The following is a 14,395-nucleotide window of genomic DNA, read 5'->3' on the forward strand; positions in this document are numbered from 1 at the left end:
TCCTAGGGCTCATTGCCGGCTCAGGCCGGCTGCGGTGGGCTGAAGCGGAACGCCGCCAAGCTCACCTTACAAATCAGCAATACAGATAACGAGCACAGCATGCGCACACTCAAGATCGAACCGTTGACCAAGGAAGCCTTCGCCCCATTCGGTGATGTGATCGAAACCGAAGGCAGCGAGTACTTCATGATCAATAACGGTTCCACCCGCCGCTATCACAAGCTGGCGACGGTTGAGACCACGCAGCCGGACGATCAGGCCATCATCAGCATCTTCGCCGCCGACGCGCTGGACATGCCGCTGGTCATTCGCATGCTCGAACGACATCCGCAGGGCAGCCAGGCTTTCATTCCGCTGCTCGGCAACCCCTTTCTGGTCGTGGTCGCGCCACTTGGCGATGCACCTGTACCGGGTAACGTCCGCGCCTTCCGCAGCAACGGCAGGCAGGGCGTCAATTACCACCGCGGCGTCTGGCACCACCCGGTGCTGACGATCGAAAAGCGGGATGAATTCCTGGTGGTCGATCGCAGCGGTTCTGGCAACAACTGCGACGAGCATTTTTTTACCGAGGACGAGCTGGTTCTCCTCGACCCCCACCGGGACTCCGAACAAGCGATCAATTGATCACCGAGGGGCCATTACCGGAACGGCTGGAAAACACAACCGATACCGGCATGCGTGCTTCGGAACAAGCGGGACACTTGCGACGAGTCGAATAAGAAGAAACAGCGGTTGGTACGCCAGCCGTGCAAGAGGTAATTATCGTGGAAGCACATCTGACCGAATGGCTGAACCTTACTATTCGCTGGATTCACATGATCGTCGGCATCGCCTGGATCGGTGCGTCGTTCTACTTCGTCTGGCTGGAAAACAACCTTAACCGCGCCAACCCCCGCGATGGCCTCTCGGGTGATCTCTGGGCGATTCACGGTGGCGGTATCTACCACCTGGAAAAATACAAGCTGGCCCCGCCGCAGATGCCGGACAACCTGCACTGGTTCAAGTGGGAGGCCTACACCACCTGGCTGTCAGGCGTCGCCCTGCTGATGGTGGTCTACTACCTCAACCCTTCGCTGTATCTGATTGCGCCGGGCAGCGACATGGCGCCAGCGATGGCAATCGCCATCGGCTTCGGCTCGCTGATCGTTGGCTGGTTCGTCTATGACCTGCTCTGCGACTCGCCATTGGGCAAGAAGCCCGCGCTGCTGGGTCTTGTGCTGTTCGTCCTGGTGATTTTCGCCGCCTGGGCCTATTCGCAGGTGTTCAGCGGTCGCGCCGCCTACATTCATACCGGCGCGCTGATCGGCACCATCATGGTCGGCAACGTGTTCCGCATCATCATGCCGGCGCAGCGCGCACTGGTCGCGGCGATCGAGCAGAACCGCACGCCCGATCCGGTATTGCCAGCCAAAGGCCTGTTGCGTTCGCGCCACAACAACTATTTCACCCTGCCGGTGCTGTTCATCATGATCAGCAACCACTTCCCGAGCACCTATGGCAGCCAGTACAACTGGCTGATCCTGGGCGGTATCTCGGTACTGGCGGTCCTGGTACGCCATTACTTCAACACGCGCCATGACAGCAACCGCTTCGCCTGGGCGCTGCCCGCTGCGGCAGTCGGCATGATTTGCCTGGCGTTCGTCACCGCACCTAACCGTCAGCCGGCAGCACCCAACCTGGCTCCAACCTCCCCGGAGCAGGCCAGCAGGAGCGCACAACAGACCGGCACCGCGGCAGAGCCGGAGGCCAGCAATAGCGAGTTCGCCAAAGTTCGCAGCGTGATTGATGAGCGCTGCACGGTTTGCCACGCCGCTCAGCCGAGCAGCCCGCTGTTCAGCGCAGCGCCAGCAGGCGTGATGTTCGATACGCCGGAGCAGATCCGCCAGCAGGCCGCGAAGATTCATGCGCAAGCCGTGGCCAGTCAGATCATGCCGCTGGGCAACATGACCAACATGACCCAGGACGAGCGCGACCTGCTCGGTGCCTGGATCGACAAGGGCGCGCCGATCGATTGATCGCCGCCCGTCAGCCGCGCTCCCGGGCGCGGCTTTTTTTCATCCAGCAGCCAGTAACCCCACCCACGCAGCGCCAAGCGAGGATTACGTACAGTCCGATAACCATCAGCGGGTCTGACGACGGCCCCGTGCACCCTATATCCGGCCCCGCACGTTCAGCGGGGTCACCGCGACCATCCAATAACAAAAGCGTCCGAGGTGTTTGCATGAACGAAGTGACCGAGCGGGAAACCGCCCCAGCGGAGAAGCGACTGCCTTTGCTGCAGATGCTGTTGGTGAGTTTCCAGCACGTGCTGCTGATGTATGGCGGCGCGGTAGCCGTCCCACTGATCGTGGGCCAGGCAGCCGGGCTGTCTCGTGAGGAAATCGCCTTCCTGATTAACGCCGATTTACTGGTGGCAGGTATCGCCACGGTCGTGCAGTCGATGGGCATCGGGCCGGTGGGCATCCGCATGCCGGTGATGATGGGCGCCAGCTTCGCCGCGGTCAGCAGCATGGTGGTGATGGCCGGCATGCCCGGCGTCGGCATGCCCGGGATTTTCGGCGCGACCATCGCTGCAGGTTTCTTCGGCCTGTTGATCGCGCCCTTCGTGTGCAAGATCGTGCGGCTGTTTCCACCGTTGGTGACCGGCACGGTGATCACTGCGATCGGCCTGTCGCTGTTCCCGGTCGCGGTGAACTGGGCGGGCGGCGGCAGCGGCACCGGCCAGTTCGGCGCCCTACCCTACCTCGGCGTGGCAGCAGCGGTACTGGCGGTGATTCTGCTGATCAACCAGTTCATGCGTGGTTTCTGGGTCAATGTCTCGGTGCTGATCGGCATGGCCCTGGGTTATGTACTGGCGGGCAGCCTGGGCATGGTCGACCTGTCCGGCATCAATACGGCACCGGCGTTCCAGGTCGTCACTCCCAATCACTTTGGCACACCGCAGTTCCTGCTCGCACCGATTCTGTCCATGTGCCTGGTGGTGGTGATCATCTTCGTCGAGTCCGCCGGCATGTTTCTCGCTTTGGGCAAGATCACCGGCCAGGATGTCGATCCGAAGCAGCTGCGCCGTGGCCTGCTGTGTGACGCGGGCGCTACCTTTCTGGCCGGTTTCATGAATACCTTCACCCATTCCTCGTTCGCGCAGAACATTGGGCTGGTGCAGATGACCGGCGTGCGCAGCCGCTATGTCACCGCGATTGCAGGACTGTTCCTGATCAGTCTGAGCCTGCTGCCGAAAGCGGCGTTCATGGTCGCCTCGATTCCTGCCGCCGTGCTGGGCGGCGCCGGCATCGCCATGTTCGGCATGGTCGCCGCCACCGGCATCAAGATTCTGCAGGAAGCCGACATCGGTGACCGGCGCAACCAGCTGTTGGTCGCGGTGAGCATTGGTCTGGGCATGGTGCCGGTGGTGCGTCCGGAGTTCTTTGCGCACCTACCGCACTGGATGGAGCCGATCACCCATAGCGGGATTGCGGTAGCAACACTCAGCGCGGTGACCTTGAACCTCCTGTTCAACGTGCTCGGCGGACCGGAGCGCAACGCGCTGACCGGCGCGGTTCAGCATTGAGCGTGCTAAACAGGTCGCGCTGAAGCCGGCGAGGATTTGCCGGTCATCCGCGACACCTCGCAACGAAACCCGCCCGTGTGCGGGTTTCGTCGTATTCAGCAGGCGGGACCTCGACAAGCCGTTCGCCCTCGCTAAAATGCAGTCCCGCCCGCCCCGAGCACCTAGAGATGATTGAAGCCAGCTGGATTGCGTTCGCCTTCGTCCTGGGTCTCGCCGCACGCTCTGTGGGCCTGCCGCCGCTGATCGGTTACCTGGGGGCCGGCTTCACCCTGGCGGGCTTCGGCGACCATTTCGGTGTCGGCCCGCAGGACAGCGAAATTCTTGCCCACCTCGCCCATCTAGGGGTGTTGCTGCTGCTGTTCACCGTCGGCCTCAAGCTCAAGCTGAGCAACCTGTTGCGTCGCGAGGTCATCGGCGGCGGCTTGCTGCATTTCGCCATTTCCAGTCTCCTGGTCATGCCTGCCATTGTGCTGTTTCTCGATACGGGCTGGCGCGAGAGTCTGCTGCTGGCTATCGCGCTGTCGTTCTCCAGCACGGTATTGGCCGCCAAGGTGCTGGAGGGCAAGCGCGAGCTGCGCGCCTTCCATGGCCGGGTCGCGATCGGCGTACTAATCATCCAGGACCTGATCGCCCTGGTGGTGATGAGCATCGCCAGCGGCAAGGTTCCGTCGGCCTGGGCATTACTGGTGTTCGGCATCCCGCTGTTGCGTCCGTTGCTGTTCCGCCTGCTCGATTACAGCGGTCACGAGGAGCTGATGGTATTGCTGGGCCTCACCCTGGCGCTTGTAGTCGGCGGGCTCGGATTCGAGCATGTCGGGCTCAGCTCGGAGCTGGGCGCGTTGGCCTTCGGCGTCATGCTGGCCAAGCACAAGCGTGCCACCGAACTGTCGAACTCGTTGTGGGCGATCAAGGAAGTCTTCCTTGTCGGTTTTTTTCTGCAGATTGGCATCGGCGGGCTGCCGGATACGAGCGCCATGCTCTTCGCAGCGGCGCTGGCTGTGCTGTTGCCACTCAAGGGTGCGCTGTTCTTCTTTCTTTTCCTGCTCTTTCGCCTGCGCGCGCGCAGCGCCTTTCTCAGCGCCTCGAGCCTGACCAACTACAGTGAGTTCGGCTTGATCGTCGCCAGCGTGGTGTTGCCCCAGTGGCTGACACCGCTGGCCATCACCGTGGCGCTGTCGTTCGTCATTTCCGCTCAGCTCAATCGCATCTCCCACCCGCTCTACGATCGGCTGGCCAAGCGCCTGATTCCATTCGAACGCAACACCCGGCACCCCGACGAGCAACCGGTATCACTGGGTGACGCACAAATACTGATCATGGGCATGGGCCGCACCGGCCGCGCCGCCTACGATCATCTGCGCGAAAAGGGCTGGCGCCTGATCAGCCTCGATTCCGACCCGGTTACCATCGAAAAAAGCAGCGAAAGTGGCCGCCATGTTCTATTCGCCGATGCCGAAGACCAGATGTTCTGGGCGTGTCTGGAAATGAACAAGGTGGAGGCGGTGATCCTGGCGATGAACGATGCGGAGGCCAAGATCATTTCTACCCGCAAGCTGCGTAGCAAAGGCTTCGACGGATTGATCGTCTCCCATGCGATGTACGAAGACATCGCCCAACAGATCGAGGAAGCCGGCGCCGACCGCACCTACCTCACCATGACCGAAGCCGGTGCAGGGCTCGCCGAAAACGTGGCCCTGGAGTTGCTGGCCAAGCGCTGAGCCGGCTGCCTCGCCCTACATCCGCTATCAGCATCGCCCATCACCCATCATTCACCTGCCGATTGCGCCCATCTGAATTGTGCACAATTTTTAAATTAATTGTTTAAAGGTGTGTTCACAGGTTGCTATAGTCGGGCACATCCTGACCGATCGAACAGCTTTTCCGACGATCAGCGTATGGGGGTCCGTGCAGCCCCGAAGCCCATGACCGAACAATAACTAATGGCAGGCTTGACCATGACCGCAACCGAATCCAGGAGCGGTGACGCTCCCAACCAGGACCTGATCTATCAGCTCGAGGATCGCCCGGGTCCGCTCCCCGCTACCTTTGCCGCGATACAGCATGTGCTGGCCAGCTTCGTCGGTGTCATTACCCCTACCCTGATCATCGGCAGCGTGCTTGGCCTGGGCGACTACGTGCCCTATCTGGTCAGCATGGCCTTGTTCGTCTCAGGTCTCGGCACTTCATCCAGGCCAAACGGGTCGGCCCTATCGGCGCCGGCATGCTCTGCCTGCAGGGCACCAGTTTCGGCTTTCTCAGCGTGATCCTGGCGGCGGGCTTTATCGTCAAGGGGCGCGGTGGCAGTCCGGAAGAAATCCTGTCCACCCTGTTCGGCGTCAGCTTCTGCGCCGCTTTCGTCGAGATTGCCGTCAGCCGTTGCATCGATCGACTGCGCAGGATCATCACACCGGTGGTCACCGGCACCATCATCTGTCTGATGGGTCTGTCGTTGATCAAGGTTTCGATGACCGATATCGCCGGCGGCTACGGGGTCGAGAACCCCGGTGCGCTGCCCAACCTCGCATTGGCGGGTCTGGTGCTGGGTACCATCATCGTGCTCAACCGCTTCGGGATTCCGCTGCTGCGATTATCAGCGGTGATCGTCGCACTGATGGTCGGCTACTTTGCGGCCTGGATGATGGGCATGGTGGATTTTTCCAGCCTCGCCACCCTCCCGGCAATCAGTGTGCCGCAGCCGTTCAAGTTCGGCTTCGCCTTCGACTGGATGGCGTTCATTCCGATTGCGGTGATCTTCCTGATCACCCCGCTGGAAACCGCAGGCGATCTGACCGCCAACTCGATGATCTCGCGCCAGCCGGTGAAGGGTCCGCTGTACATGAAGCGGATCAAGGGCGGCATTCTCGGCGACGGTTGCAGCTCGCTGCTGGCCGCCACCTTCAACAGCCTGCCGATGACGACCTTCAGCCAGAACAACGGCGTGATCCAACTGACCGGCGTGGCCAGCCGCCACGTAGGGTTGTACATCGCTGGCATTCTGATTCTCTTGGCGCTGTTTCCCGTGGTCGGCGGTGTTCTGCAACTGATGCCCAAACCGGTACTCGGTGGCGCCACGCTGATCATGTTCGGCACCGTCGCCATCGCCGGTATCAAGATCCTCGCCGAAGCGGGGCTGAACCGCCGCAACATGCTGATCGTGGCCATCTCGCTGGGCCTGGGCCTGGGGGTCGCGGCCGTGCCGGAAGTGCTGACCAACCTGCCCGAGGTACTGAAGAACATCTTCGGCTCACCGATCACCATCGGTGCCTTCAGCGCGATCCTGCTCAACTTCTTCCTGCCACGCGAACCAGGTGAGCTGGACGACTACGACCCCGACAATCTGATCGAGGATTCGGTGGGTACCAACACCCTGGCAGTCAACATCCCGAACTACGCCGAGCCTGCCTCGAAGGCGACCAGCGACGACACCAGAGAGCACCTCACCCCAACCGGCTGACCCGCCTCGCGCCTGGCCGCTGCGGCGCCAGGCGCAACACCCGCATCCATCACAACAACAAAACCAAAGGGTATACACATGAACTTCAGACTCTCTCCCCTTTCGCTGGCGCTGGCCGGCAGCATGCTCGCCGCACCGGCCTTCGCCGACGGCATGCTGCATTGGCAGAACAACAGCCTTACCTATCTATATGGCAAGAATTTCAAGGTCGATGCGGGCGAGATTCAACAGACCGTGACCTTCGAACACGCCAGCGGCTGGAGCTGGGGCGACATGTTTTTGTTCGTCGATAGCAAGTGGTACAACGGCCTGTCCGGCAACGACGGCCATACCTACTACGGCGAGTTCAGCCCGCGCCTGTCGCTGAGCAAAGTCAGCGGCCAGGACATGAGTTTCGGCCCGATCAAGGATGTGTTGCTCGCGGCCACCTACGAGCGCGGTGAAAGCACCAATGGCGTGCCGAACCAAAACTATCTGCTCGGCCCCGCCGTGGATCTCGACGTACCCGGCTTCGATCGCCTGGCCATCAACGTCTACTACCGCAAGCCCGACGGCACCACCGGCAAGCCTGGCGGCCAATGGCAGGTGACACCGACCTGGGCCATGACCTTCCCGGTCGGCAAGTCCGACATCCTCTTCGATGGCTTCATCGATTGGGTGGTCAACGATGCCGGCTCCGAGCGCCGCGGCGACTTCGTCTCGAAGAACCTGCACATCAACCCACAGATCAAGTACGACCTCGGCAAAGCGCTGGACGGTGAGCCGGGCAAGCTTTACGTGGGCATCGAGTACGACTACTGGTCCGACAAATACGGTATCGAGGACGGCGGTTTCGTCAGCCGCAACTTCGTCGGCTCGACGAATCAGAACACCGCCAGCCTGCTGGTCAAAGCGCACTTCTGACCGAGTGCAGACGAACGAAAGGCAGCCCTGGGGCTGCCTTTTTTGTCTCTGCCTCATTCCTTCTTCGGACGACGTTTCATGCGTGGGTCGCCTTGGACGGTCCCGTACTCGGCAAACCTGAGCAGAGATCGGTCCGCCATCGAATCCGGAAGCCCCGATACAACCATCTGATGGTGACTAGCCTCGCTCGCTCCAGAACAGGTGAGCCCGCCTCGCTCCCGGCGGATCTTGCACCTGCCTTTGAGATCAATCGCCTCGTTTACCCGCGCCCTTCATCACAACTTGAAGCTGCCCATCTGCCGGCTCAGATCGTCCGCCAGGCGGCTCAGTGCCTGACAGTCCTCGCGGCAGCCCTGCACGTCGCTGGCGGTCGCCTGGGCGAGATCGGCGATGCCCTGGACGTTGTGGGTGATTTCTTCGGTGACGCTGCTCTGCTCTTCGGTCGCCGCGGCGACCTGAGCATTCATGCCGCTGATCGCTTCGACCTGCTCCGTGATGGCATTCAGCGACTGGCCGGTACGCTGGCTGGCCTGAACACCGGTACCAGTGGCAGCCTGTCCTGCGTGCATCGAATTGACCGCGGTCTCCGCGCCGCTCTTGAGCCCCAGAATCATCTGCTGGATCTCGTCGGTCGACGCCTGGGTACGGCTAGCCAGGGTTCTCACCTCATCGGCGACCACCGCGAAGCCCCGACCCATCTCTCCGGCACGTGCGGCCTCGATGGCGGCATTGAGGGCGAGCAGATTGGTCTGTTCGGAAATGCTGCGGATCACCGCGAGCACCTTGTCGATAGACGCGACCTGCTGCGCGAGGTCGGTCACCGATTCGGCGGCGTGACCGATCTCTCCGGACATTTTCTCGATGTGTGCGATGGAGTCCCCCACCACCTGGCCCGCCTGCACCGCTTCGTCACGCGCGTCCTTGGAGGCCTGCGCGGCGCTGCTGGCGTTGCGGGCGATCTCCTGGACCGTCAAGCCCATCTCATGCACCGCAGTTGCCACCATATCCGTCATCTCGTGCTGGCGCCCGGCGCGGGTGGCGGTGTTATCGACCACTTCCGCCACCTGCCCGACCGCAACGCGCAACTGTTGGCTGGTATTCAGTACGTCACCGATGAGGCCCCGCAGGCTGCCGATGAAGCGATTGAAACCGCGCGCCAGATCACCCAGCTCGTCAGCCCGGCTCTCGTCGAGGCGGCGAGTCAGGTCGCCGCCGCCACCGCCGATTTCCACCAGCGCCGAGGTCACCTGGCGGATCGGTCGAACCAGCCCACGGGCCAGCAACACCACGAGCCCCAGGAAGAACAACGCGATACAGGCCGCGATCAGGCTGATGGTCCACAAGGTGCGTCGTGCTTCAGCGAAGATTTCGGCTTCCGGCACCGTGCTGACCAGGATCCAGTTCAGGCTGTCCAGCGGTTGCGCCAGTGCCAGAAAAGCTTCGCCCTCATGCTCGAATCTCACCGTCGTTTGCTCGCCCGCCAGCAGGCGACGCGCCGCATCATCGCCGGTCAGCGCCTTCAGTTCGGTGCGATCGTTATGCTCGGTACGGGGATGAACCTTGACCCGTCCGCTCGCATCGATCAGGTACACCTCGCCTCGCTCACCGAAGCGAAAGTTGCTGATCAGCTCGGACATGCTTTTCAGGCTGTAGCCCAGCCCGGCAACGCCCAGGGTCTTGCCGCCGGCCGTGATGCGCTGGTTGATGAACAGCGTGGGTAGCCGCGAGGTCTTGTCGATGTCGATCTCGAAGCGGCGGTTTATGTCGCTGTCGAGCAGGCTGTAGAACCAGCCATCGCCCGGCGCACTGCGTTGCAAGGTGCGTGAAAGACCGGTCTCGGAATAATAGTTGCCGCTTTCCAGCACCGCGATGGAGGCCGTCAACGCTTGCTCCTGGGTTTTCACCCCCTGCAGGTAGCGCCCCATCGCCGCCGCCTGATCCGGGCTCTCGCCATCGCGAAGCCACTCCTGCACCAGGCTGTTACCCGCGATCCCGGCGGTGGCGGTTATCGGCGCCATCAACGTGCGCTCGATATCGTTGCGAATCGCGGTGATGTTGGCAGGCAGGGCCTGGCCAACCAGATAGCGTTCGGCCAAACCATTCAGTGCGGATGAATAAATCAGGATGACGATCAGGAGGCTGGTGAGTAACGCAGCCCCCATGCTGACAATCAACTGCCACTGGATACTGCGTTTCATGAAAGACATGTGACGACCTCTGGCGGGAACTACGTATACATTTATTCGTCTTTTCGTATACGCCATTTATGCATGGCGTCATTCGTCTATCGGTACGGCCATGACAAACTTGATAACCGTTCGGCGGCGGCGTTGATTGGCCGGTAGCACCGCGCCTGGCGGTCGACATCGCTATCCCGTTCGCTATCGCGCCTCATGGCGTGATGGCTCGCCAACCTTGCGTAGCCCCAGCAACCACAGGCTAATGCATACGCGCGACCTGCCTACGGCTGCCGACGAACCTCTATCAATCACCGCTCGCGTGCTTGAGCTTCTGCCGCTCGAGAAAATCGACTTTCCATTGCTCCATACCGATGTATTCCGAAGACAGGTTCGCCTCGACCTGATGCCGTGTCTTGAGCGCGGCGACGGCAGACGACTGATCAGCGAGGTAGCGGTCGAAGCGCTCGACCAGTTCAGGATGATCGAGCGTGGAGAGATTGAAGGTGCTGCGGGTATGCGGTAGCGCGGGTTCGAATACCAGAGCGCCCGGCTTCGCACGCACATTGTTCAGGTAGTGCGCCGCGACCACCACATTGTAGTAGGCGCCGTCGCTGTCCTTGAGCAGGGCCTGGCGCACCATGCGCGGCAGATCCGGGCTGCTGACCAGGAGGATCTGCCCGGCCGCGACCCGATCTTCGTAGCCCCAGGGTGTCCAACCGTCGACCACCGCCAGCCGCTTGAGCTCGTCGACCCCAAGCCCTGCGCGTCGAGGAGCCACCATCACCCCATCGATATACTTGACCACTGCCTGGCTGTAATGCAGCCGGTAGCCGCGCTTGGCGGCTGCGGACCAGTTGGGGTTATCCGGATACTTGGCATCGATGCGACCAGCGAGCAGCGCGGGTAGTAATTCCTCGACCGGTAGAACCTTGTAGACCAGTCGCACTCCGCTGTGCGCGGCAAAGCTGTCCAGAAGCTCGCGAGCGAAGCCCCGATAATTGCCGTGCGCATCGCCGTCATAGTGCGGCATGAAAGCCGCCTGCTCGACACCGACTACATAAGTCTGCTCGGCGAGCACGGGTGCCGACAGCGCCAGCAAGGCGATCGCAAGAATCGTTTTCATGGGAGCTCCTTGTTGAGTTGGACGACCCGCTCGGCAGCCGGCAGCTGTCCTGTAATCGATTAAACGCAGGACATGACGAGTCGAACTGATGGCACGACAGTATCAGAAGCCTTTGATATATGTATACAAAACATCATGAAATTTGTTCACATAAAATCCCGCCAGCGCAGCGACTTGAGGCCATTCGGAAGCCAGTGCTAGCATGCCGCGGCAGGCCACCAGGCTGGTGGTTGTGAATCGAACAGGTCTTATGTCCAGTATCCGCGAGCGCAACAAAGAACTGATCCTGCGCGCTGCCAGCGAAGAGTTTGCCGAAAAGGGCTTCGCCGCCAGTAAAACCAGTGACATCGCCAACCGCGCCGGGCTACCCAAGCCCAACGTTTACTACTATTTCAAAAGCAAGGAAAACCTCTATCGAGAGGTGCTCGACAGCATCGTCGAGCCTCTGCTGCAGGCGTCCGCTCCGTTCAATCAGCCCGGCGAACCGGCCGACGTACTGCGCGCCTACATTCGCACCAAGATCCGCATTTCACGTGAGCATGCCTGCGCCTCCAAGGTGTTCGCCAGCGAGATCATGCATGGCGCACCGCATCTCCCGGCCGAGCGGGCCGCACAATTGAACGCCCAGGCCAGCCACAACGTCGCCTGCATTCAGGGCTGGATCGATCAGGGTTTGATGGCTGCGGTCGACCCCAATCATCTGATGTTCAGCATCTGGGCAGCGACCCAGACCTACGCCGATTTCGACTGGCAGATCACCACCGTGACAGGCAAGGCGAAGCTCGACGATGCGGACTATGAAGCCGCCGCCGAAACGATCATTCGTATGGTCATCAAAGGCTGCGAGGTAAAGGAAGCAGCCACCGTCAGCTGAAGTCGCTTTTTAGCGTTCAGAGTGTCTAGCATCATGGTTCTAGACCTGCAAATGGTCGCAACGGCACGGTCGACGGAAGGTTCTGCAGGACGCCGGCCGTTCTGATAACGTTCTGCCTTATAAGCACTTCCTACCTTTGACGCTTCATCTATGACGACTAATACTTGCGCTGGGCACCGGCTTGGAACAAGGAAATCCTTTTGACCGCATTGCGCAACAGCCTGTCGAGGAAACTGCTCCGTATCGTTCTGCTGTCAGCGCTTGCCGTTGGGCTGGTATTGAGCTGCGCGCAAATCGTCTTCGATGCTTACAAGACCCGCCATCTGATCAATACGGAGGCGCAGCGAATCCTACGCATGACGCGCGACCCCTCCACCCAGGCGATCTACAGCCTGGATCGGGAAATGGGTGCGCAGGTCATGGAGGGACTGTTCCAGCACGAGTCGATTCACGAGGCGTCAATCGGCCATCCGGGAGAAAAGCCTCTGGCTTACAAATCCCGCCCGCTCATGTCATCGCCTTCACGCTGGCTGACCGATCCGATACTCGGCCGAGACCAGGAGTTCACCATCCCACTGATCGGCCGCCCGCCCTACAACGAGTACTATGGCGATCTACGCATCACGCTCGATACTGCCCCTTATGGCGAGGATTTCGTCAGCAACTCGGGAGTGATTTTTGTCGTAGGTATTCTTCGGGCACTGGTCTTGGGCCTACTGCTCTATCTGATCTATGAATGGCTGCTGACACGACCGCTGACCAAGCTCATCGAGCACCTGTCGCATATCAACCCGAACCGCCCGGGCGAACGCTCGCTGCCGATGCCGAAGGGGCACGAGCGTAATGAGCTAGGGCTTTGGGTCGAGACCGCCAATGGCCTGCTCGCCGCCATCGAACACAACATGCAGTTGCGCCACGCGGCAGAAAGCAGCCTGCAACGCATGACCCAGTATGACTCGCTGACCGGCCTGCCCAATCGCCAACAACTGCAACAGCAGCTCGACAATATCCTTGGCGAGGCCGCGCGGTTGCAGCGCCGCGTAGCCGTACTCTGCCTCGGACTGGACGACTTCAAGGGTGTGAACGAGCAGTTCAGCTATCAGCACGGGGACCGCATGCTGGTCGCGCTGGCCGAACGTCTACGCAGCTTGAGCGGGCGTGTCGGTGCTCTCGCACGCCTGGGTGGCGATCAGTTCGTCCTGGTACTGTTCGGCTTCGAGCAACCCTACGAAGCGGCGGAACTGGCGCAAAAAATACTTGATGATCTGGAACGCCCCGTCATCCTCGATCAGCAGAACATACGGTTACGCGCGACCATCGGGATCACCCTGTATCCCGAAGACGGCGACAGTACGGAAAAGCTCCTGCAGAAAGCCGAGCAGACCATGACTCTGGCCAAGAACCGCTCGCGCAACCGCTACCAGTTTTATGTCGCGAGCATCGATAGCCAGATGCGAGCGCGCCGGGAATTGCAGAACGACCTGGCAGAAGCCCTTCAGCGCGGCGAGTTCCACCTGGTCTACCAGCCGCAGATCGACTATCGCCTGAAACGCATCACCGGGGTCGAGGCATTGCTGCGCTGGTCACACCCGAGCGGCAAGATGATTCCGCCGGACATTTTCATTCCCCTCGCCGAACAGAACGGCAGCATCATCGGCATTGGCGAATGGGTGCTGGATCAGGCCTGTCGGCAATTGAGCGAATGGCATCAGCAGGGTTTCAGCGACCTGCGCATGGCGGTCAATCTATCCACGGTGCAATTGCACCATGCCGAACTGCCGGACATGATCAGCAAGCTGCTCGAGACCCACCAGCTGCCACCCGAGACGCTGGAGCTCGAGGTTACCGAAACGGGATTGATGGAAGACATCGCCGCCGCCACCCGCAATCTGCATAGCCTGCGCCGCTCCGGTGCGCTGATTGCGATCGACGACTTCGGCACTGGCTATTCCTCGCTCAGCTACCTGAAAAGCCTGCCGCTGGACAAGATCAAGATAGACAAGAGTTTCGTCCGCGACATGTCCGCCGACCAAGGCGACACGACCATCGTCCGGGCCATCATTCAGTTGGGTAAGAGCCTCGGCATGCTGGTGATCGCCGAAGGTGTGGAAACCGCCGAGCAGGAACGCTACCTCATCGACGAAGGCTGCAACGAAGGCCAGGGTTATTACTACAGCAAGCCGCTGCCGGCATCCGAGCTGGCCATACTGTTGCGCCAATCCCTGCGTTTCGAACACAGGTTCAACTCGGAACCGCTGTAACGCCATCTGTCCGCCGTGCTCGTAGCACGGCC

General features: G+C 61.0%; 9 protein-coding genes and 1 pseudogene. 8 read left to right on the plus strand and 2 right to left on the minus strand.

All coding sequences use genetic code 11. The features are described 5' to 3' along the window. Positions 1-99 precede the first annotated feature (99 nt). From ACL0K2_RS07775 to ACL0K2_RS07800, 6 genes and pseudogenes are all read left to right on the plus strand, one after another. Entirely contained in the window at positions 100-624 is a 525-nt protein-coding gene (locus tag ACL0K2_RS07775; protein WP_045163298.1) for an ureidoglycolate lyase, read from the plus strand. Positions 625-764: 140 nt separating this feature from the next. After that, positions 765-2,015, plus strand: coding sequence for a urate hydroxylase PuuD (locus tag ACL0K2_RS07780; RefSeq protein ID WP_045163266.1), 1,251 nt, complete (start codon positions 765-767; stop codon positions 2,013-2,015). A gap of 206 nt (positions 2,016-2,221) precedes the next feature. After that, entirely contained in the window at positions 2,222-3,568 is a 1,347-nt protein-coding gene (locus tag ACL0K2_RS07785) for a nucleobase:cation symporter-2 family protein (RefSeq protein ID WP_045163299.1), read from the plus strand. Between the two features lie 167 nt (positions 3,569-3,735). Beyond that, a complete protein-coding gene (locus ACL0K2_RS07790; protein ID WP_413044169.1) occupies positions 3,736-5,286 on the plus strand; it encodes a cation:proton antiporter in 1,551 nt (516 codons plus the stop codon). Between the two features lie 222 nt (positions 5,287-5,508). Next, a pseudogene (locus tag ACL0K2_RS07795) lies at positions 5,509-7,022 on the plus strand (uracil-xanthine permease family protein). A gap of 78 nt (positions 7,023-7,100) precedes the next feature. After that, entirely contained in the window at positions 7,101-7,925 is an 825-nt protein-coding gene (locus ACL0K2_RS07800; RefSeq protein ID WP_413044170.1) for a DUF5020 family protein, read from the plus strand. A 275-nt stretch (positions 7,926-8,200) separates the two neighbouring features. Here ACL0K2_RS07800 and ACL0K2_RS07805 read toward each other — a convergent pair whose 3' ends face one another. Both ACL0K2_RS07805 and ACL0K2_RS07810 read right to left on the minus strand, forming a co-directional pair. Then, positions 8,201-10,132, minus strand: a complete 1,932-nt coding sequence (locus ACL0K2_RS07805) for a methyl-accepting chemotaxis protein (RefSeq protein ID WP_413044171.1) — start codon at positions 10,130-10,132, stop codon at positions 8,201-8,203. A 277-nt stretch (positions 10,133-10,409) separates the two neighbouring features. After that, positions 10,410-11,228: a substrate-binding periplasmic protein gene (locus tag ACL0K2_RS07810; RefSeq protein WP_045163304.1), complete on the minus strand. Its 819-nt coding sequence runs from the start codon at positions 11,226-11,228 to the stop codon at positions 10,410-10,412. Between the two features lie 250 nt (positions 11,229-11,478). Between ACL0K2_RS07810 and ACL0K2_RS07815 the strand changes: the two genes are divergently transcribed. Together ACL0K2_RS07815 and ACL0K2_RS07820 are read left to right on the plus strand one after the other, a co-directional pair. Further along, the gene (locus ACL0K2_RS07815) at positions 11,479-12,102 is read left to right on the plus strand and encodes a TetR/AcrR family transcriptional regulator (RefSeq protein ID WP_045163305.1); all 624 of its coding nucleotides are present in this window, start codon (positions 11,479-11,481) and stop codon (positions 12,100-12,102) included. Between the two features lie 200 nt (positions 12,103-12,302). Next, positions 12,303-14,363: a putative bifunctional diguanylate cyclase/phosphodiesterase gene (locus tag ACL0K2_RS07820; RefSeq protein ID WP_045163306.1), complete on the plus strand. Its 2,061-nt coding sequence runs from the start codon at positions 12,303-12,305 to the stop codon at positions 14,361-14,363. The last annotated feature ends 32 nt before the right edge of the window (positions 14,364-14,395 follow it).

The organism is Pseudomonas sp. YJ42 (assembly GCF_047225135.1).
Taxonomy (GTDB): Bacteria; Pseudomonadota; Gammaproteobacteria; order Pseudomonadales; family Pseudomonadaceae; genus Stutzerimonas; species Stutzerimonas stutzeri_E.